The organism is Amycolatopsis azurea DSM 43854, from assembly GCF_001995215.1.
GTDB lineage: Bacteria > Actinomycetota > Actinomycetes > Mycobacteriales > Pseudonocardiaceae > Amycolatopsis > Amycolatopsis azurea.
On the sequence record NZ_MUXN01000033.1, the window covers coordinates 78,452 to 98,069 of the forward strand.

Annotated in this window: 18 protein-coding genes; 4 read left to right on the forward strand and 14 right to left on the reverse strand. The window is 69.4% G+C overall.

The features are described from left to right. Positions 1 to 790, reverse strand: a 790-nt coding sequence (locus B0293_RS40185) for a CobD/CbiB family cobalamin biosynthesis protein (RefSeq protein WP_245820143.1), incomplete at its 3' end; no start/stop codon positions are given. Positions 791 to 828: 38 nt separating this feature from the next. Further along, on the reverse strand, positions 829 to 1,500 hold the full coding sequence (locus B0293_RS40190) for a FadR/GntR family transcriptional regulator (RefSeq protein WP_039920112.1): 672 nt from the start codon (positions 1,498 to 1,500) through the stop codon (positions 829 to 831). Positions 1,501 to 1,622: 122 nt separating this feature from the next. On the opposite strand from B0293_RS40190, the gene B0293_RS40195 reads away from it, so the two are divergent. From B0293_RS40195 to B0293_RS40210, 4 genes are read left to right on the forward strand one after another with little or no spacing between them, the layout of a single operon-like run. Continuing rightward, positions 1,623 to 2,117, forward strand: coding sequence for a gluconokinase (locus B0293_RS40195; protein ID WP_005168464.1), 495 nt, complete (start codon positions 1,623 to 1,625; stop codon positions 2,115 to 2,117). Continuing rightward, positions 2,114 to 3,481, forward strand: coding sequence for a GntT/GntP/DsdX family permease (locus B0293_RS40200; RefSeq protein WP_005168466.1), 1,368 nt, complete (start codon positions 2,114 to 2,116; stop codon positions 3,479 to 3,481). Before B0293_RS40195 ends, B0293_RS40200 begins: the two co-directional genes overlap by 4 nt. 48 nt (positions 3,482 to 3,529) lie before the next feature. After that, positions 3,530 to 3,856, forward strand: coding sequence for an ArsR/SmtB family transcription factor (locus B0293_RS40205; RefSeq protein ID WP_039920120.1), 327 nt, complete (start codon positions 3,530 to 3,532; stop codon positions 3,854 to 3,856). Beyond that, a complete protein-coding gene (locus B0293_RS40210; RefSeq protein WP_039920114.1) occupies positions 3,853 to 4,362 on the forward strand; it encodes an SRPBCC domain-containing protein in 510 nt (169 codons plus the stop codon). The genes B0293_RS40205 and B0293_RS40210 overlap by 4 nt, the downstream gene beginning before the upstream one ends. A 91-nt stretch (positions 4,363 to 4,453) precedes the next feature. Here B0293_RS40210 and B0293_RS40215 read toward each other — a convergent pair whose 3' ends face one another. From B0293_RS40215 to B0293_RS40270, 12 genes are all read right to left on the reverse strand, one after another. After that, positions 4,454 to 5,458 (reverse strand): N-acetylglucosamine kinase, encoded by a 1,005-nt coding sequence (locus B0293_RS40215; protein WP_005168470.1) that lies wholly within the window; start codon positions 5,456 to 5,458, stop codon positions 4,454 to 4,456. Continuing rightward, the gene (locus B0293_RS40220; RefSeq protein WP_005168472.1) at positions 5,443 to 6,708 is read right to left on the reverse strand and encodes a 6-phospho-beta-glucosidase; all 1,266 of its coding nucleotides are present in this window, start codon (positions 6,706 to 6,708) and stop codon (positions 5,443 to 5,445) included. Before B0293_RS40220 ends, B0293_RS40215 begins: the two co-directional genes overlap by 16 nt. Beyond that, positions 6,705 to 7,598, reverse strand: a complete 894-nt coding sequence (locus B0293_RS40225; protein ID WP_005168473.1) for a carbohydrate ABC transporter permease — start codon at positions 7,596 to 7,598, stop codon at positions 6,705 to 6,707. The genes B0293_RS40220 and B0293_RS40225 overlap by 4 nt, the downstream gene beginning before the upstream one ends. Continuing rightward, on the reverse strand, positions 7,595 to 8,584 hold the full coding sequence (locus B0293_RS40230) for a carbohydrate ABC transporter permease (protein WP_005168474.1): 990 nt from the start codon (positions 8,582 to 8,584) through the stop codon (positions 7,595 to 7,597). The genes B0293_RS40225 and B0293_RS40230 overlap by 4 nt, the downstream gene beginning before the upstream one ends. Before the next feature lie 4 nt (positions 8,585 to 8,588). After that, positions 8,589 to 9,971, reverse strand: coding sequence for an extracellular solute-binding protein (locus tag B0293_RS40235; RefSeq protein ID WP_039920116.1), 1,383 nt, complete (start codon positions 9,969 to 9,971; stop codon positions 8,589 to 8,591). A 10-nt stretch (positions 9,972 to 9,981) separates the two neighbouring features. After that, the gene (locus B0293_RS40240; protein ID WP_005168476.1) at positions 9,982 to 11,232 is read right to left on the reverse strand and encodes an ROK family transcriptional regulator; all 1,251 of its coding nucleotides are present in this window, start codon (positions 11,230 to 11,232) and stop codon (positions 9,982 to 9,984) included. A gap of 231 nt (positions 11,233 to 11,463) precedes the next feature. Beyond that, on the reverse strand, positions 11,464 to 11,709 hold the full coding sequence (locus B0293_RS40245) for a hypothetical protein (RefSeq protein ID WP_005168477.1): 246 nt from the start codon (positions 11,707 to 11,709) through the stop codon (positions 11,464 to 11,466). Between the two features lie 325 nt (positions 11,710 to 12,034). Then, positions 12,035 to 13,000 carry an NAD(+) diphosphatase gene (gene nudC, locus B0293_RS40250; RefSeq protein WP_052014647.1) on the reverse strand — a complete coding sequence of 322 codons (966 nt, stop codon included), beginning with the start codon at positions 12,998 to 13,000 and terminating at the stop codon, positions 12,035 to 12,037. Positions 13,001 to 13,234: 234 nt separating this feature from the next. Beyond that, positions 13,235 to 14,614 (reverse strand): M16 family metallopeptidase, encoded by a 1,380-nt coding sequence (locus B0293_RS40255; RefSeq protein ID WP_005168482.1) that lies wholly within the window; start codon positions 14,612 to 14,614, stop codon positions 13,235 to 13,237. Next, positions 14,611 to 15,924: a M16 family metallopeptidase gene (locus B0293_RS40260; RefSeq protein ID WP_005168484.1), complete on the reverse strand. Its 1,314-nt coding sequence runs from the start codon at positions 15,922 to 15,924 to the stop codon at positions 14,611 to 14,613. The genes B0293_RS40255 and B0293_RS40260 overlap by 4 nt, the downstream gene beginning before the upstream one ends. Before the next feature lie 21 nt (positions 15,925 to 15,945). Next, positions 15,946 to 17,541: a DUF2207 family protein gene (locus B0293_RS40265; protein ID WP_245192202.1), complete on the reverse strand. Its 1,596-nt coding sequence runs from the start codon at positions 17,539 to 17,541 to the stop codon at positions 15,946 to 15,948. 13 nt (positions 17,542 to 17,554) lie between these two features. Further along, positions 17,555 to 19,324 carry a DUF2207 domain-containing protein gene (locus tag B0293_RS40270; RefSeq protein WP_005168488.1) on the reverse strand — a complete coding sequence of 590 codons (1,770 nt, stop codon included), beginning with the start codon at positions 19,322 to 19,324 and terminating at the stop codon, positions 17,555 to 17,557. Between the last annotated feature and the right edge of the window lie 294 nt (positions 19,325 to 19,618).

Genomic DNA, 19,618 nt, shown 5'->3' on the forward strand with positions numbered 1-19,618 from the left:
CCGTCCGCCCGCCGACCCGGATCTCCAGCGCCCCGGCGAACGCGGCCTCGACGCGGCCCGCGTTCGGGCTCGGGTGGGCGGCCGTGTCCCGCCGCCACGCGCGCCACGCGCCGCCCGCCGAACCGCCGACGACCGGTGCCGCGAGCACGGTCAGCCCGGCCGCGATCCGCGTGGGTACGAGATGGACGATTTCGTCCAGCCGGGCGACGAGCCACCGGTAGCGCTCGGGACGTCCCCTGCCGAGTCCGCGCAGCAGGCTGATCACGCGCGAGCCGAGCAGGCCCGGCACACCGGCCAGCGCTCCCCACACCAGCGGAGCGACGACGACGTCCGCGGTGTTCTCGGCGAGCGTCTCCACCGAAGCGCGCGAAAGGCCGATGACGCCGAGGTCGTCGGCGACCCGGGGGTCCAGTGTGGACAGTGTGTCGCGCGCGGTTTCGAGTTCCCCTTCTTCGAGGTCCCGCGCCAGCGAGGTGCCGTTCGCGGCCAGTCCGGCGGCGCCGAGGACGGCCCAGGTGGTCACCGCGGTCGTGGTCGCCTGCAGGACGGGGCTGCGCCGTCCGGCGCGTTCGGCGAGCACGCCCGCCAGCACCGCGGAGCCCGCGAGACCGCCGGTCCACAGCACTCCGGCCACCGGATGCTTCGACCGGACCTTCGCGTCCACCGTTGAAGCCGCCCTGGCGAACGCCGTCACCGGCCGCCGTGACCGGGGATCCCCGATCGCCCCGTCGGCGGCCACCCCCAACACCAAGCCGATCGCGCGCGCCGCGCTCACCGTCGCCCCCTGCATGCAGTATCCCTCGAAGACCTGCCGAGGTTACTCGAAGATCATCCGTTCAGAAGGACGGCCATCTCGTCACGCGCCTGGATGACGATGTCCCGCATCGCGCGTTCGGCCCTGTCAGGGTCACCGGCGTCGACGGCGGCCGCGACCTCGACGTGCAGCGCGACGGCCTCGGGCTGGGGTTCGTCCGGCATCAGCCCGTGCCCGGTGCGCCCGGCGAGCACTTCGGCGACGACCGCGGAAAGCTGCGCGAACATCGGATTCCGCGACGCGGCCAGCAGCAGATCGTGGAAAGCGACGTCGTGCCCCAGGAAGGTGGTGAGGTCACGCCGGTGCGCCGTCTCCTCCAGCCGCTTCGCCAGCGCGCGGAGGCGGCCGCCCTCTTCCGGCGTCGCCCGCAGCGCGGCGAACCGGGCCGCGCACGGTTCGACGCCGGAACGCAGCTCGGTCAACGTGCGCAGGGCGGTCTTCCGCTCGGATCCGTCGAGTTGCCAGCGGAGCAGTCTCGGGTCGTAATGGTTCCACTCACACGGCTCGCGCACGATCACCCCGACCCGGCGCTTGCTGGTGGTCAGGCACATCGCTTCGAGGACGCGCACCACCTCGCGCGCCACCGTGCGGGACGCGCCGAACCGCTCCTGGAGTTCCTCGGAACGCAGTACGGAACCCGGTGGCAGCTGACCGTTCGCGATCGCGGAGCCGACCGCGTCGAGCATTTCGGCATGCCTGTCATTGCCCACCTGGGAACCCTAACGTTCTGACTCGATTAAGTAGTACTTCATCTTGCTTAAGTAGTACTTTTGAGCTGTACTCGTCCCGAACGACGTGGGAGGTACGGATGACCGTCATCGTGGTGATGGGCGTTTCCGGCTCGGGCAAGACGACCGTGGGCACGGCACTCGCCGAACGCCTCGGCGTCGACTACGCCGAAGCGGACACGTTCCATCCGCAGGCGAACATCGACAAGATGAGCTCCGGCCACCCGCTGAACGACGAAGACCGGCAACCCTGGCTCGAAGCCATCGCCGCCTGGATCTCCGACCACCAGTCCTCCGGCGGCGTCGTCACCTCTTCCGCGCTCAAGCATCGCTACCGCGACATCCTGCGCGGCGGCGGAAAAGTCTGGTTCCTGCACCTCCACGGCGACCGCGACCTGCTCGCGGAACGGATGAAGCACCGCTCCGGTCACTTCATGCCGGTGTCCCTTTTGGACTCCCAGCTCGCCGACCTCGAACCGTTGCGACCGGACGAGCACGGCCTGATCGCCGACATCGCGGACAAGCCGGAAGGCATCGTCGAAACCGCCCTCTCCGCTTTCGAGGACTTCTCATGACCACCACGCTCGCCGCCGCCTGGACCGGACACGACACCCGCCTCATCGGCGCGACGGTGCTCGCCATCGCCGTGATCGTCGTTCTGATCACCAAGGCGAAACAGCATCCGTTCCTGGCTCTCATCCTCGGTTCCGGCGTGCTCGGGCTCGTCGGGGGCATGCCGGTGGACAAGCTGATCAAGAGCTTCAGTTCCGGCGTCGGTTCCACCGTCGCCTCGGTCGGCGTGCTGATCGCGCTCGGCGCGATGCTCGGCAAACTGCTCGCCGACTCCGGCGGCGCCGACCAGATCGTCGACACCATCCTGCGCCGCGCGGGCGACCGCGCCCTGCCGTGGGCGATGGCGCTGGTCGCCGTGCTGATCGGGCTGCCGATGTTCTTCGAGATCGGCCTGGTCATGCTGATCCCGGTGATCCTGCTGGTCGCCAAGCGCACCGGTAAACCGCTGCTGATGCTGGGCATCCCCGCGCTCGCCGGGCTTTCGGTGCTGCACGGCCTCGTCCCACCGCACCCCGGCCCGCTCGCCGCCGCGGGCGCGCTGAACGCGAACGTCGGCCTCACCCTCGCCTTCGGCCTGCTCGTCGCGATCCCGACGGTGATCATCGCCGGACCGCTGTTCGGCAGGCTGGCCGCGAAAATGGTCCCGGACGCCGTCGCGCCGGAACGGCTCGTCCCCGAGTCTTCATCCGAAGAAGGACGTCGGCCGGGCTTCCTCGCGACGCTGTCCACGGTCTTGCTGCCGGTCGTGCTGATGATGGGCAAGGCGCTCGCGGACATCCTGCTGGACAAGGAAAATCACCTCCGCCGAGTGCTCGACTTCATCGGCGACCCGCTGGTGGCCCTGCTCGCCGCGGTGCTGCTCGGCATGCTCACCCTGGGCAAGTCCGCGGGCTTCACGCGCGACAAGCTGTCCTCCACGGTGGCCGACTCGCTCCCGCCGATCGCCGGCATCCTGCTCATCGTCGGCGCGGGCGGCGGGTTCAAGCAGACCCTCGTCGACGCCGGGGTCGGCAACGTCATCACCAGCCTGGCCACTGGCGCGAACCTGTCGCCGCTGCTGCTCGGCTGGCTGGTCGCGGTCGCGATCCGGCTCGCCACCGGCTCCGCGACGGTCGCGACCGTGTCCGCCGCCGGCATCGTGGCGCCGCTCGCGGCGACCATGGACCCGTCGCACAGCGCACTGCTGGTGCTCGCGATCGGCGCCGGTTCGCTGTTCTTCTCCCATGTCAACGACGCCGGGTTCTGGCTGGTCAAGGAGTACTTCGGGCTTTCGGTCGGGCAGACGCTGAAGAGCTGGTCGATCATGGAGACGGTCATCTCCGTGGTCGCGATCGCGCTGATCCTGCCGCTGGGCGCCCTCCTCTGACGCACCGTCCGGTTGACATGTGACCTTTTGGTCACCTATTCTTCCTTCGTGCCCGACGACGACCTGGTTTTCAAGGCCCTGGCGGATCCGACCCGCCGGTTCCTGCTCGACCAGCTGTTCGCGCGTGACGGCCGCACGCTGACCGAACTCGAGTCCGAAGTGGACATGAGCCGGTTCGGCGTGATGAAGCACTTGAAGCTGCTGGAAGAAGCCGGACTTGTCGTCACGCGCAAGGAGGGCCGGGAGAAGAAGCACTTCCTCAACCCGGTTCCGATCCGGCAGATCCACGACCGGTGGATCGACAAGTTCACCGAGCGCACCGTGACCGCGTTGCTCGATCTCAAAGCCGAGCTGGAAACCGAGGAACCCTCATGACCGACACCCAGGTTTACCGCGTCTACATCAAGGCCACCCCGGAGAAGATCTGGGACGCCATCACGAAGCCCGAGTGGTCGCAGAAGTACGGCTACACCGGCCTGGTCGACTACGACCTGCGGCCGGGCGGCAAGCACGCCACCCACCCGACGAAGGACTACGTCGACGCCGGGTTCACGAACGACCTGGTCGACGGCGAGGTGCTCGAAGTCGATCCGCCACGCAAGCTGGTCATCACGTGGAAGCTGCGGATGGACTCGGCTTTCGACAAGGAGCCGTACACCAAGCTCACGTACGAGATCGAAGAGACGAAGACCGCGGGCACCCGCCTCACCGTCACCCACGACGTCACCGACGCGCCGACGACGGCCGCCCTGGTCAACGGCTCGCAGGAGGACATCACCGCCGGACCGGGCGAGAACGCCGGTGGCGGCTGGGCGTGGATCCTGTCGGACCTCAAGTCGCTGCTGGAGACGGACGAGCCGCTCGTCCCCGCCGCTTCCTGAGCAGGGCGCTGAAGGGGACTTTCCCCGCATAAGACGCCACGAAGGGGCCCTTCACCGCGCCACATGCGGTGAAGGGCCCCTTCAGCCCTCTCTAGACCCGCTTGGTGGCGACCTTCAGGGAGACCTTGGAGGTGTCGGCGGCGCCGATGGTGTCCAGCGCGAACAGCGCCGCGCCGACCACCGGGGCGACGTCGACGACCTGGACCGAAGCGCGCGGAGCGACCTTCAGGCACCGTCGCTCGATCTCCGCGATCACCGGCGCGCCGACCCCGGTCAGCACTCCCCCGCCGAGGATGACTTCGGGCGCTTCCTCGGTCAGTCCGAGCCGCCGCAGGATGACCGAAACCAGGAGCGCGACCTCCTCGACGAACCGGTCGACGACGTCCTGCGCCACCTCGTCGCCGCCCGCCGCGACGGCGAACAGCAGCGGGCACAGGCCGTGGATCGAGTCGGAGTGCAGCTCCTCGAAGTGCAGGCGCCGCACCACTTCCAGCACCGAAGACGCCTTGAAATGCGCGGTGACGGCCGCCTGCAAGGCGGTGCCGGGACCCCGGCCGTCCTCGGCGCGGACGGCCCACCACAGCGCCTCCTCGCCCAGCCGGTAGCCGCCGCCCCAATCGCCGGAGATCTTGCCCAGCGCCGGAAATCGCTGCTCACGGCCGTCCGCGCTGACGCCGGCACCGTTGATCCCGGCGCCGCACACCACCGCGACACCGGTCCCGTCGGAACTGCCCGCGCGCAGCAGCGCGAGCGTGTCGTTGCCGACGATCAGCGTGTCGCTCCAGCCGCGCGCGGCCAGCGCCGCGTGCAGGATCTCCTCCTCTTCGGGGAAATCCAGCCCCGCGAGGTAGGCCGACGTATGCGCCGCGAACGGCCGTTCGCCGGGAAGCCCTGCCCCGCGAAGGGCCTCCAGGACCAGCTTCTCCAGCAGCCGGACACTGGCCTCGACCCCGATGTTCTGCGGGGACGCGCCCGGCCCCCGCGACTGTCCGAGCACCCGCCCGTCCCGGGAGACGATCAGGACGTCGGTCTTGCTGTTGCCGCCGTCGATCGCGACGACGACGTCTCCTGAGCCGCCCGTCATGCCCCCGCCCACGGCAGGAACTCACGGTTGACCTGCACGAGCGTGTCGGCGAGCTGGTCGGCCTTGGTGTACTGCCCGACCAGCGGATGCGCGAGCAGCGCGTCGGCCACCCGGTCCCGGCCGCCCTTGATCGCCGCCTCCAGCGCGAGGTGCTCGTACGCGGTCACGCCGGCGATGAGCCCGGCGAACCGCTGCTCCACCGGCGCCTGCGGGATCGGGCGGGGCCCATTACCGTCCACAAGGGACGGAACCTCGATGACGGCGTCGTCCGGCAGGAAGTCGAAGGTGCCTTCGTTGCGGACGTTGACGACATGCTCCTCCGCCGGGCCACCCGAGGTGAGCGCGTGCACGAGCTGCACCGCGGCCTCGGAATAGTAGGCACCGCCCCGCTTTTCCAGCTGCTCCGGTTTGGTCACCACCTCCGGGTCGAGGTACACCTTGAGCAGTTCTTCCTCGACGTCGCTGACGACGTCCGCGCGCGGCCGCTCGGTGCGCTGCTTCGTGACCTGCTCGTCGTGCCCGTAGTAGTACTTCAGGTAATACGACGGTACGACGTTCATCCGCCGCATCCACTCGACCGGAGCGGTGACGTGCTCGCCGAGGAATTCGGCGTGCTCGGCGAGGAGTTCCGGCAGCCGGTCCTCGCCGTTGACGAGCACCTTCCGTTCCCAGCTCAGGTGGTTCAGTCCGGTGTGCACCAGCTTGACGTCGTCGATCCCGGCGCCGAGCAGGCCCGCGAACGTGCGCTGGAGGTGGATCGCGACGTTGCACAGCCCGACGGCGCGGTGGCCCTCGTTCAGCAGCGCGCGGGTGACGATGCCGACCGGGTTGGTGAAGTTGACGATCCAGGTGTCGTCCCCGGCGATCTTCCTTACCCTGTCGGCGATATCGAGCACCACCGGCACGGTGCGCAGCGCCTTCGCGAGGCCTCCCGCGCCGGTGGTCTCCTGTCCGACACAGCCGCACGCGTGCGGGAACGTCTCGTCCCCGCGCCGCGCGCGCTGTCCGCCGACCCGCAACTGGATCAGCACCGCCGCGGCGCCGTCGACGCCCTCTTCGAGACTGGCGGTGGTGCGGACCCGCGCCGGATGCCCGGCGTGGCTCAGCAACCGGTTGCTGAAGTCGCCGACCGCCTCCACCCGGTAGGCGTCCGGATCGATCAGCACGATCTCGTCTACGTCCAAAGTGGACCGCCGCCCGGCGATCCCGTCGATCAGCTCGGGCGTGTACGTGGAACCGCCACCGACGACTGCCAGTTTCATCCCTTGACCCCTGTGAATGTGACGCCCTTGACGAAGGACTTCTGCGCGAACACGAACAGCACGATCACCGGCAGCATGATCAGCGCGGTGGCCGCCATGGTGAGGTTCCATTCCACGTGGTGCATCCCGCGGAACGACGCGATCGCCAGCGAAAGCGGCCAGCTGTCGCGGGTCTCGCCGGTGTAGAGCAGTGGACCGAAGTAGTCGTTCCAGGTGAACAGGAAGCAGAACATCGCGGTGGCCGCGATCCCCGGCTTCGCCATCGGGATCAGCACCTTGACCATGGCCTGGAACTCGTTGCAGCCGTCGATCTTCGCCGCTTCGAGGTAGTCCTTCGGAATGGTGAGGAAGAACTGCCGCAGCAGGAAGATCGAGAACGCGTCGAAGAAGAAGTACGGCACGATCAGCGGAACCAGGGTCCCGGTGAAGCCGAGCCGCACCCACAGGTCGTACAACGGCACGACGGTGACCTGCGGGGGCAGCATCATCGCGGCCACGGTCAGCATGAAGAACAGGTTCTGCCCGCGGAACTTCAGCTTCGAAAGCGCGTACGCCGCCGGAATCGCCGAGACGAGCGCCCCGATGGTGGCCAGCGACGAATACAGCATGCTGTTGCCGAAGTACTGCAGCAGCGGTGCCTTTTCGAACACCTCGATGAAGTTCTCGAAGTGCCATTCCTTCGGCCAGAAGTTCGACGAAAGCGCCTGGTCGCTGGACATCACCGCGGTGAGGAACACGAACAGGATGGGCAGCATGAAGATCACGCCCATCGCGATGCCCAGACTGTGCGTCGCGATCCAGTACAGCTTCTTGTCCCACTGGCGCCGCACCCGCACCTTCGGCGGTTCGGTCACCGGCTCCCGCCTGCGGGTCTCCGAAAGCGTGATCATCCGCCTTCCTCCTGGTGCTGGGACTTGCGCAGCTGCCGGACCAGAATCCAGGTGAACCCGGCCGAAACGATGAACAGCAGGACCGCCATCGCCGCCGCGTAACCCATGTTGAAGTACCGGAAACCCTGGACGTACAACCAGACCGGATAGGTCAGCGTCGAATTCTGTGGTGCGCCGATGAATCTCGTGTTGCCCGCGACGTCGGCCGCGCCCGCCGCCGCCGATCCCGCGACGATCGCCTGCGTGAAGAACTGCAACGCGAAGATCATCGAGTTGACGACGCCGAACAGCAGCACCGGCGAGATCGACGGGAGCGTGACGTGCCAGAACCGGCGGACCGGACCGGCGCCGTCGAGTTCGGCGGCCTCGTACTGTTCCTGCGGAACGTCGAGCAGCGCCGCCAGGATGATGATCATCAGCTCGCCCGAACCCCACATCACCAGCAGGGTCAGCGCGGGCTTCGACATCGCCGGGTCGTTGAACCACAGGCCGCCGTCGATGCCGACTGTCCGCAGGAAAGCGTTGACCGGACCGTATTCCGGGTTGAACAGGAACACGAACGCCAGGGTCGCCGCGGCGGGCGGGGCCAGCGAAGGCAGGTAGCAGAGCGTCCGCACCAGGCCCACGCCCGACTTGAGCCGGGAGATGATCGACGCCGTGCCGAGGGCGAACACCACGCGGCAGAACGTCAGGACGATCACCAGCCACAGCGTGTTGTACGCGGCCGTGCCGACCAGAGGCTCGCTGGTGAACATCCGGATGTAGTTGTCGAAGCCGACGAACTCCGGCGCGTTGATCAGGTCGTAGCGGGTGAACGAGTAGTACACCGTGGCGATCAGCGGGTAGCCGAAGAAGATCAGGAACCCGAGCATCGCCGGTGCGATGAAGTAGAAGACGGTGCGACGGCGGCGCGCCGCGTTCCCCTTCCGCGTCCGGGTGGACGCGGAAGGGGAGGCGACCGCCCTGGAGTCCAGGGTCGATGTCATGCGATCAGCCGCCGGCGCGTTTCTGGGCCAGCTCGTCGTTGATCTGAGCGTCGACCTGCTTCAGGCCCGCGGCCATGTCGGGGATGTTGCCCGCCTGCCACTTCTCCGCGAAGTCGTTGACGGCCTTGAGGTGCGCGTCGCCGATCGGGGTCGATGGGTTGGGCAGCAGCTTCCCGCCGTTGTACAGGTCGAGGAACGTCTTGAACTCGGGGTTCACTTCGAGCTTCGGGTCGGTCAGCGCGGCCTTCGTGCTCGGGACGTTCTTGAGCCCGTTGGACAGTTCGACCAGTGTCGAGGTGTCGAGGGTGACCTGCTTGATCAGTTCCCAGGCCGCGCCGGGGTTCTTGGCGCCCTTGGGGATCGCGATGATCGTGCCCGTGGTGAACGCGCCGCCGTAGCGGTCCGGCTTGCTGTCGAGCACCGGCGGGGCCGCGGTCGCGAACTTCAGCTCCGGCGCCTGGTCCTTGATGAACGCGGTGCGGTACTCGCCGTCGATCATCATCGCCAGCTTGCCGCGCTGGAAACCGTGGTCGGCCGAGTACTCCTCGCCGAGACCGGCCTTGAACTGCTCGACCTTGGCGTGGCCGCCGTAGAAGTCGACGAGCTGCTTCTGGAAGTCGAACATCGCCTTCCACTCGGGGCTGTCGGCCAGGTGGGACTGGCCGTCCGGGCCGAGGTAGGTGGCGCCGAAGTTCGGGGCCCAGTACTGCGCGTAGTTGGCGTAGAACGGCATCGACGGCAGGAAGCCGGCGACCTTGATCGAGCCGTCCGGGTTGAACTCGGTCAGCTTCTTGGTGGCCTCGAACAGTTCCGAGGTCGTCTTCGGCGGCGACGTGATGCCCTTCGCCGCGAACATGTCCTTGTTGTAGTAGAAGCCGTAGACGTCGGCGAGCAGCGGCATGGCGCAGCGCTTGCCCTGGTACTCGGTGTAGCTGCGGACCGCGTCGGGGATCTGGTTCAGGTCGATCTTGTCGCGCTCGATGTAGGGCTTCAGATCCTGGAAGCTGCCCGTGGAGCACCACGCGCCGAGGTTGTCGGTGAAGAACGAGATCGCCACGTCCGGCGGGTTGCCGCCGCGGATGGACTGGGTGATCTTGTCGTCGTCCTGCTGGCCTTCGTGCTTGATCTCGATGTTCGGGAACTTCGCCTTGAGCTTGTTCAGCCCGGCGGTGACCACGTTGTACTCGCGATCGGTGAACTTGCTGTAGACGGTCAGCGTGAGCTTCGCGTCCGAGGCGGGGGCGGCCGCCGCGTCACCCGACCCACCTTTCGGGCCGCTTGCGGCGCCCGAACAAGCGGACACCAGTGCGGCGACGGTGACCGCGCCGAGCACTATCGAGCCGCGCCAACGGCGGCCACTTCTCCGAACCTGGGTCGTGGAACTCATGACCCTCCTCCTAGTTGGTTGGGGCGGGAGACGGTGGTTCTGTTCGTGAATCCGGGATCGCCACGATCGGATGGGGCTCTCCCGCCCCGGACCGACCGGGCCCGAGGAGCGAAGGGGTGTTGACGCCGAAGACGTCCCTGCGGACCGTGGCGAGCGCCGATTGGAGCGCGCCCTCGCGGACCGCGTTGCCCTGCACCGAAGCGACCCCGACCGGGGTACGGGGCAGGACGAGTTCGTGCAGCCTTTCCGCGACCAGGGCGGCGAATTCGTCGCCGCCCGCCCGGCTGGTGTCACCGGAAAGGAGCACGAGTTCGGGGTCGACGACCGCGATGAGGCTGGCCGCGCCGCCCGCGACACGGCGGGCGAGGTCGTCGAGGAAGGGCTGGTTCTTCTGCTCGCGCGCCTTGGCGACGGCGTCCGCGCCGGTCTCCGCCTCGATACCGTGGGCGGCGGCCAGCCGGACGACGGCGGGCGACGCGACGAGGTCACCGAAACGGTCACCGGCGCGGGGCTTTTCGTTCGGCCTGGCAACGGAAACCGGGTCGGGAACGCGCATCCAGTCGATCTCGCCGCCACCGCCGGTCGCGCCGCGCAGCAGCCTGCGGCCGACCACCACCGCGCCGCCGACGCCGTCGCTGAGCCAGATCATCACGAAGTCGTCGAGCCCGACGGCCTGGCCGACCGTCATCTCGACGATCGCGACGAGGTTGACGTCGTTCTCGATGGTGACCTCGACGCCGAGTTCCTGGCTGAGCCTGCCCGGCACGTCGAACCCGAGCCAGCCGGGGATGTGCGGCGCCGAGGAGAGCAGGCCGGTGCGCGGATCGAAGGCGCCTTGCGCGCCGATCACGACGCGACGGAGGTCTTCGGTGGCGAGTCCGGCTTCGGCGGCGACGCGGGTCAGGGCCAGGCCGAAGGTGCCGACGACGTCCGCGCCCTCGTGGACCGGCAGCGGCACCTGATACTCGGCGAGTACCGCGCCGGTGACGTCGGAGACGACGAAATCGGCTTTCTGCGGGGTCAGGTCCACGGCCGCGACGTAAGCGACGCCGCCGTTGACCTCCCAGAGCTGGGCCCTCGGTCCACGGCCCCCGCCGCGGACGCCCGCCTTGATGACGACGTCGTCCTGTTCGAGACGGGTGAGCAGCTGCGCGGTCGCGGGCTTCGACAGGCCGATCGCGACCTCGAGTTCGGAGCGCGTCAGCGCGCCCTCCCGGAGGAGGACCTCGATGGCCGCGCGATCGTTGATCTCGCGCAGCATTCGCGGACTGCCGGCTCGCACGTGGACTCGCTCCCGAGTTCGTTAGGAAACTTTACAGACGGTTTCCGGGGACTGTAGTGAGCCGAGCCACAGCCGTCAACGGAGCTGGGAAACGGGGAGGTAACGCTTGGGGTGTTCCGCACAGCGGGTACGCGTCCTGGTGCGGAGGGTGGCGGACGACGAAAGGGCCGCCCAGGAGTTCCCGGGCGGCCCTTTCGGCTCAGCGTTCGATCAGAAGTTGGGCTGCACGTACAGGTCGTACACCCAGTGGAACGTGGGAGAGGGGTAGCACATCCACCCGTTCCAGTCCCCGGCGATCTGACCATGGTGGCCGGTGATCCCGCAGTCCTCCTCGTTGTACGAACCGAAATACTCGTAGTCCGAGGCCTGTGCCGCTCCCGCGTTCACGACGCTGAACGAGGCGATGGCCGCCACGACGGCTCCGGCGACAGCGAACCGCCGCAAGGTGTTCTTCATGTTTCCCCAGTGTCTTGATTCGATCGTCCTGAAATCGGACAGCAGGAGAATAGCGGACACTTCGCCGCCCGGTGGGCCATTCGCCAACCTTCGCCGGGCCTTCACGCGCATCCGCTGTGACTGCTGTGACTGCTGATGCGCCTGTGGCGATCGCGAAGGTAGTGAAGGAGGCCTTCACTACCTTCAGGGTAGGCAAGGAGGCCTTCACGGACCGGGCCTGCGACCCAGCACAGCCGGGGCCGAAGGGGACTTTGCCAACGTCTGACGCGGCGAAGGGCGCTTTCCCCGCATCACATGCGGGGAAAGCGCCCTTCAGCTCTTCGGTCTAGACGCCGGCCCAGGCCGCCAGCATCACGCGCGCGATGGACGAGTTCCCCGGCAGCACCAGCTGCCGCGTACCACCGGCGATCGGCGTCGGCACGGCGCCCGCGTTCCGCAGCTGACTGTTCGCGAACGCGGCCCGCACCTCCTCGCGCGAAACCCAGAACGCCTCTTCGATCTCGTCTTCCGCGGGCACCAGCGGAGCGGAGATGTCGGCCCGCGCGGTGAAGCCGAGCATGATCGACCGCGGGAACGGCCAAGGCTGGCTGCCCAGGTACCGCACATCGCGCACCTCGACGCCGACCTCTTCGCGGATCTCCCGCTCGACACAGCCTTCGAGCGACTCCCCCGCCTCGACGAAACCGGCGAGGATCGAGTACCGGTCCGGCGGCCAGATCGGCTGCCGCGCCAGCAGGACATGCTCGCCGTTGACACCGGCGTCGTCGTGCACGAGGCAGATCACCGCGGGGTCGGTGCGCGGGTACTCTTCCCGGCCGCAGCCGGTGCACTTGCTCGCCCAGCCCAGCTGGACCAGCTCGGTCTCGTTCCCGCAGCGCGCGCAGAACCTCGCCTGCCGCCGCCAGTTCCGCAGTGCCTGCGCGGTGGTGAACAGCCCCGCCGACACGTCGTCGAGCAGGTCACCGTAGCCGCGCAGGTCGACCCAGATCTCACCTTCGTGCCGCGGGACCTCTTCGACGACGCCCCAGCTGCCCGCCATTTCGACGGTCTCGGTCTCCCCCGCGGGGCGGCCGGGCAGCGACCAGAAGTCGGTGCCCTGCCACTCCCCCAGGAAGACCGCGTCGGCGGGCGGCTCGGTGCCGAAGTCCTGCGTCTTGCGGGTCGCGAGCGCGCCCGAACCTTCCATGACCGGGGTGCGCGCATGCTCGTCGAGCAGTACGACCCGGGCGTCGGGCCAGCGCGTGACGAGCCTGTCCGGGTTGGTACGCAAGGATTCCTGACGGTCCGCCATGGAGCGCGAAAGCGTCGGGAGCGCCCCCAACCCGAACGGTGCCTCGGTCAAGCTGTTCCTTCCGCGAGTGTGCGCGCGACCACGATCGCGTCGCCAGGGCGTGGCATCCGACGGATGCTCACGACTGGACCAAAGGCGCCCTGCCGCCACGATCCCGGGGCCTGACGGCCAGAGCGCGCTCTTGGGCCCACTCGGGTGCCGCGAGTCAAGACCACGAAGGGCCTCCTTCGTTCCTCATTCAGCCGGCTCCCCGACGGTCACGTCGCCCAGCGCCTTCAGCTTCGGCGCGAGGACGTCGGCGTCGCCGACGACGACCCCGGTGAACCGCTTGGGCGCGAAGAACTCCAGCGCGGCGTTCGCCACGTCCTCGGCGGTGACCGCGGCGAGCCGTGCCGGGTGTTCGGCGAGCCATTCCGCGCCGAGACCGGTCGCGGCGAGCGCGGCCAGCTGCGCGGCCAGACCACCCTGCGACGAGGCCGCCGTGACCAGCGAACCGATCGCGTACTGCCGCACCGACTCGACCTCGTCGGCGGTCGGCGGCACGAGTCCGAGCCTGGCCAGCTCGTAGCGCGTCTCCATCAGCGCGGCCGCAGTCGCGTCGGTCGCGGTGTCCGCATCGACGTTCACCACGGCGGTCTGGTCGGTGAATTCGAACCCGGAGTGCGCGCTGTAGGTGTAACCCTTGTCCTCACGGATGTTCTCGACCAGCCGCGACGAGAAGTACCCGCCGTACGCGAGGTTCGCCAGCTGCAGCGCGGGGTACCGCGGGTCCGTCCGGGACACGGTCTGCGCGGACAGCCGGATCTGCGACTGCACGGCACCGGCCCGCGGCACCAGCAGGACGTTGCCGCCGGCGAGGTCGGGCAGGACGGGAAGGCGGACGGCGGACCGGTCCGAAGCCCAGCCGCCGAGCGCCTTCTCCAGATCGCCGATGACGGTCTCCGGGTCGATGTCGCCGACGAGCACCAGCACGGATCCGCGCGGCAGCACCGAAGCCCGGTGCAGCGCGCGCACCTGCTCCGGCGTCACGACCGCCACGTCTTCGGCCTGCGGCACCTCGCGCACGGCGGGGTGGTCGCCGTAGCGGTGCTTCTGCAGCGCCTCGCGGGCGATCGTCCGCGGCTGCGTGCGGGAGACGGCGATCCGCTCGATGAGCCGCTCGCGCTCCCGTTCGACCTCGGCGTCCGCGTACGACGCGCCGGTGAGCGCGTCGGCGAGGACGTCGAGCATCGTCGGCAGGCCGTCGGCCAGCGAGGTACCGGTGATGGCCAGGCGCTCCGGGTCGACACCGGAGGCGAGGTCACCGCCGATCACCGCCAGATCCGCGTCGATCTCGATGCGGTCGCGGCGGGCGGTGCCGGTCAGCAGGGTCTCGGCCAGCACCTCGGCGGTCGCCGGGTGCAGCTTGTCGTCACCGGCGAACGGGATCCAGACCCGCAGCTCGACCAGCGGCACGGTGGCCTTGCGGACGGCGAGCACCCGGAGCCCGTTGCTCAGCGTGGTGTCCACATGGGACAGATCGGCGGCGGCGCGCTGCGTCCCCAGCGGCGGGACCGGACGCGGCCCGGCGGCGGTGCGGCCGATCTCTTCGGCGGTGCGGTGCGGTGCGCTCACTGCTCGGTGCCTTCCTGGTCTGAAGATCCACTAGCTCCACTGCCCGGGCGGACGACGAGGACGGCGCGCGAGTCCGGCCGCAGCGCCTTCGCCGCCGCCGAAACGGCTTCCGCGGTCACGCCCGACATCTTCTCGGCGAGCCGGTACACGAGCGACGCGTCGCCGTAGAGCAGCTCGAACGAGCCGAGGGCCAGCGTGCGGGACACCAGCTTGTCGTGCTCGGAGTGCAGGCTCGCGGTCCAGCGCGCGGTGACCTTCTTCAGTTCCTGGTCCTCCGGCGGCGTGGCCGCCAGCTTCTCCAGTTCCTCGTCCAGCGCGGCGAGGACCTGCTCGGTGCTCACCTCGTGCGGGTGGATCGCGGTGATGGTGAACGTGTCCGGGTCGCGGGCCTCGAACGGGCCGAACAGCCCGGCACCGGCGCCGATGTCGACGACCAGCGGCTCGCGGTGCACCAGACGCTGCTGCAGCCGGGAGCCGTCGCCGTCGGTCAGCACTCCGGCGAGCACGAGGTTCGCCAGGTAGCCGTCGAGGTCGTTGATCGGATCCGGCATGCGGTAACCGACGCCGACCGCGGGCAGCGGGGCGTGCGGGTCGATCTGCTCGCCGCGCAGCTCGCCTTCGGGGGCGGGCTCGGCGAACGAGGGACGCTCGGGCGCGGGCCGGTGCGGCACGTCGCCGAAGTGCTTCTCGATCAGCTCGCGGGCCTCCTCGACGGTGAAGTCACCGGCGACGGTCAGCACCGCGTTGGCGGGCGAGTAGTAGGTGTCGAAGAAGGCCGCGCAGTCGTCCAGGGTGGCCTGTTCGAGGTCCTCGAAACCGCCGTATCCGTTGTGCGCGTTGGGGAACGTGGAGTACAGCACCGGCGGGAGGGTGATCCACGGGAACCCGCCGTACGGCCGGTTCAGCACGTTGAGGCGGATCTCCTCCTTGACCACGTCGATCTGGTTGGCCAGGTTCTCCTGCGTCAGCTTCGGCGCCCGCATCCTGTCCGCTTCGAGGAACAGGGCGCGCTCGAGAGCGGCGGCGGGGAGGACCTCGAAGTAGTCCGTGTAGTCCGGATGGGTGGACCCGTTGAAGCTGCCACCACTCGACTGGACGTACCGGAAGTGCGCGAGCTTCTCCAGGCTCTCGCTCCCCTGGAACATCAAATGCTCGAAGAGGTGCGCGAAACCGGTGCGCCCTTCGGGCTCGGAACGGAAGCCCACGTCGTAGTGGACGCTGACACCCACCACCGGAGCGGTGGCGTCGGGCGCGAGCACCACGCGCAGACCGTTGTCGAGGGTGAATCGGACAAGCTCGGGATCGGCCATGCGCACCACCCTACGGGCTAGTCAGGCCTCCAGGCGACGGCCCTGGCGGGTCGAGGCGAAGGTTCCCACTAGTGCGGCGGTGAACTCGCTCACCCGCGCGAACTCCACCTCTTCGGCGGTTTCCTTTCCGTACCAGTAGATCTTGGGCGGACCTTTGAGCCCGGCGAATCCGGCGACCCACTGTTCTTGTTCGCCGAGAGCGAGCGCGTAGGGCAGGGCCCGCGAAAGGAGGACCTCGCGTTCGAGCTTCGGGACGGCCGACGCCTTGGTCGCCGACAGCGTGTCCCGGACGCCGAGCAGCCGCCGGTGGAGCGTGACGCCGGAGCCGGTGCGCACCGGCAGCCACCGGGCGGCGACGGCGAGTACGGCACCGGCGGCGATGACGATCAGTCCGAGCTGGGCGTAGCCGACGGTCAGCGCAAGCAGGGCGGTCAGGAACAGTCCGTAGAGGCAGATCCGCAGGCCGACGCGGGTCAGCTTGCCGGGCAGCCGGGAGTGCCAGCGGCGTTCGGCCACGCTGTCCTCCAGCGCGTCCCGCACCGTTTCGATCCCGATCCGCGCGGACTGGATCTCCGACAGCAGGACCGACTCCCGCTCGTCCGGCAGCAGGGCGTCGTACACGGCGCGTTCGAACGCGGTCAGCTGATCGTCCGGCGGGTTGCGGCGGACGAGCCGCCAGCCGGTCAGCTCACCGGGCTCCTCGCTCACCCAGAGGTAGTTCCGGACCGCGAGATCGACGACCGTGGCGGCGAGATCGACGGCGTCGGCGCGCCCTGAGAGGACTGTCCCGACCTGTCCCGGCAGCACGCCGTCGGGTGAGGAGAACGCGGCCTTGTCGTCCTTCCCTGTGAGCAGCCGGACCGGGAGGGCGCCGCCAGGATGCTTGTCCCGCCTTCGCAGCAGGGCCAGCGCGACGGCGGCCGCGACCAGCACGAGCGCGAAGCCGCCCCAAGCCCAGCCGACCGGGGCGGTGAGCACGAAGGCGCCGGCGAAGGTCTTCGACGGCTCCAGCCGCGCGTTCGCCGGGACGGTCCCGCCGGGCAGCTCGACCGAGATCTCCATCCGCTGCCCGGCCGCGAGGTTCTGCTGGCTGAACCGGGTCAGCCCGGAGTGCGCGATCTGGGCGGTCCCGCAGTGCGCGCGCGACCCCTCGGGACCGGCGTAGCAGCTGACCGCGTTCGGGATGGACGGCGCGGCGAAGCTCGCGCGCACGAGTTCGAGACGGCTGTCCCAGCCGCCCGCGAGCTGCCAGCCGACCCGGGTCAGGCCGTCCGCTTCGGAGACCGCACCGTCCACTGTGTACCGGATGATCGAGGTGCCGCCCTTGAGCTTGACGGTGAACTCGTCGTCGGTCAGCTCGGAGCTGCCCGCGCCCTCGATGACGACGTCACGGATGCCGATGATCCGGTCACGGTCGCGCGGGGCGGCCGTGCGGAGCGGGATCCGGCGGGTCATCGTCCCCTCGCTCGGCACGGACACCGCCTCGACGACCGACAGCGCGCCGTCGCGTTCCACCTTGAGCGAGATCTCCGCGCTGTTCGGCAGCGACGGCAGCTGCGGTTCCCCTTGCGCTCCCGCCGGTGCCGCGCCCAGCACCAGCAGGAGGACCACCAGCACGCAGATCTTCACGTCAGGCGGGGACCGGTTCCGGGCGGATCGAGCGCAGATGCCCGGATTCGGCGAGCAGACCGTCCAAAGCGGACAGGAACGACGGCAGGTGCGCGGCGAACCGGCGCAGGTCCCGGTCGCCTTCGAGCCCGCCGAACCAGTACAGCCCGGCCGAACCGTCCGCCGACGGGTCGAGCCCCTCGAACGTCCGGAGCCAGTGTTCGGTGTCGCCGAGCACGATGGCGTACGGCAGCGACCGCGAGAACACCATTTCCCGGTCCGCCAAAGGAATCGCGTCGACCTTGACGGTGTGCAGGTATTCGAGCAACCCGCGCACCTGGCCGACCAACCGCCTGCCGCGCGAAGTACGCGGCGGCACCCACGAAGCGCCCAGCAGGGTGGCGACCCCGGCGAGCGCGACCGCGACGCCCAGCAGCGCGTGCCCGGCGGTGAACGTCAGGACCGCGGTGCCGACGAGGCCGAGCACGACCAGGCCGATCCCTGCCAGGGTGAGCTTGCTCCGGCCCTTGTCCGGACGACGGGAGAACCAGCCCTTGCCCACCACGTCCGCGTACATCGCCTCGCCGGCGACGCGGAGATCGACGGTACCGCGGCCGCGGAGTTCCGACAGCAGCACGGAATCGGTGCCCTCGGGGAGGATCGCGGTGTAGATCTCGCGTTCGAAGGCGACGAGGTGCTCGTCCGGCGCGTTGCGGCGGGCGATCTGCCAGTCGACGGTCCCGGCGCCCCGGACCTCGGAGATCCACAGGTAGTTGCGGACCGCGAGGTCGACCACCGTGCCGCTGACGTCCACGACGTCGACCGTGCCGTCGACGACCGTGCCGACCTGGCCGGGCAGGACGCCGTCGGGCGAGGCGAAGGAGACCCTGTCACCCTCGCGCATGAGGACGTCGACCGGTCCGGCGCCGGCGGTGAGCGCGCCCTTGTCGCGACGGCGCAGGAGCACGACGGCCAGCGCGCCGAGGATCAGGAACAGCGCCAGCGCCCCGAAACCGATGCCGGCGAGGGTCGTGAGGGCGAACGCGCCGCCGACCGAGGCGATCTGCTCGAACCGCGCGTTCGCGGGCACGGTGCCCGCCGGGAGCTGGACGGCCAGGTCGACCCGCTCACCGGCCGCGAGCTTGTCCTGCTCGATGCGGACGACGCCGCTGTGGTCGGTTTCCGCGAGCGAACACTGCTTGTCCGACCCGAGCGGCCCGGCGAAACAGTCCACTGTGGGCATTTCGCGCGTCGGCGCGCTGAACGAAGCGGACACCCGGGACAGTTCGCCGTCCCAGCCGCTCGCGACCTGCCAGCGCACCTGCTGCGCGCCGTTGACGTCCGCGACCGCGCCGTCCACTTTGTACTTGAGGGTGGACGCGCCGCCGTCGAAGGTGGCGACCAGCTGCTCGCCGTTCGACTCGGTCTTGCCCGCGCCCTCGACCGCGACGTCGCGGACCCCGTAGACGCGATCCTGCTCTTCACCGGCGGGAACCTTCAACGGGATCCGGCGCACCAGGTGCTGTCCACCCGGGACGGTCACCTGCTCGGTGATCGACACCGAACCGTCGCGTTCCACCTTCACCGCGACGGTCGTGAACGCGCCTGTCGGTGGTTGGAGCAGCCCGAGCTCGCCGCGCGCGCCGAGTGGCGGCGGCTTCGGCAGCTGCGGCGCGTTCGTCAGCGAAGGGCCCGCTGCGGGCGCTTCCGGCACATTGGTATCCGACGGCGGGGCCATCAAGGCCGAGCTCGCCGCGACGGCCACGACCGCCGTCCCCCATTTCGTCAACACAGCCACACACTCTAGGCCAGCCGATCTATGCTGACCGCCGAAACGCCGAATCCGCTACCTGGGCGAACGGCGTTGCCGAACCGCATGGGGGATCCACTCGATGAACCAGCAGCCGCCCGGCCCGCCTGATCCGCGGCGCCGGCCGACTCCGCCACCTCCGGGGCAACCGGGGCCTTCGGGTCCGCCGGGGCCACCCCGGCCGCCGCAGGGTGGCCGTCCACTCCCGCCTCCGGGGGCACGTCCGTTGCCGCCGCGGGGCGGTCCGCAGGGCAGGCCGCCGGTGCCGCCGCCGAA

Coding starts and splice junctions, on each gene's coding strand:
- B0293_RS40225 (WP_005168473.1), bottom strand. CDS start 7,598: ATGATCACGCTTTCGGAGACCCGCAGGCGGGAGCCGGTGACCGAACCG.
- B0293_RS40220 (WP_005168472.1), bottom strand. CDS start 6,708: ATGAAACTGGCAGTCGTCGGTGGCGGTTCCACGTACACGCCCGAGCTG.
- nudC (WP_052014647.1), bottom strand. CDS start 13,000: ATGGCGGACCGTCAGGAATCCTTGCGTACCAACCCGGACAGGCTCGTC.
- B0293_RS40195 (WP_005168464.1), top strand. CDS start 1,623: ATGACCGTCATCGTGGTGATGGGCGTTTCCGGCTCGGGCAAGACGACC.
- B0293_RS40210 (WP_039920114.1), top strand. CDS start 3,853: ATGACCGACACCCAGGTTTACCGCGTCTACATCAAGGCCACCCCGGAG.
- B0293_RS40260 (WP_005168484.1), bottom strand. CDS start 15,924: ATGGCCGATCCCGAGCTTGTCCGATTCACCCTCGACAACGGTCTGCGC.
- B0293_RS40235 (WP_039920116.1), bottom strand. CDS start 9,971: ATGAGTTCCACGACCCAGGTTCGGAGAAGTGGCCGCCGTTGGCGCGGC.
- B0293_RS40190 (WP_039920112.1), bottom strand. CDS start 1,500: ATGCTCGACGCGGTCGGCTCCGCGATCGCGAACGGTCAGCTGCCACCG.
- B0293_RS40230 (WP_005168474.1), bottom strand. CDS start 8,584: ATGACATCGACCCTGGACTCCAGGGCGGTCGCCTCCCCTTCCGCGTCC.
- B0293_RS40240 (WP_005168476.1), bottom strand. CDS start 11,232: ATGCTGCGCGAGATCAACGATCGCGCGGCCATCGAGGTCCTCCTCCGG.
- B0293_RS40200 (WP_005168466.1), top strand. CDS start 2,114: ATGACCACCACGCTCGCCGCCGCCTGGACCGGACACGACACCCGCCTC.
- B0293_RS40245 (WP_005168477.1), bottom strand. CDS start 11,709: ATGAAGAACACCTTGCGGCGGTTCGCTGTCGCCGGAGCCGTCGTGGCG.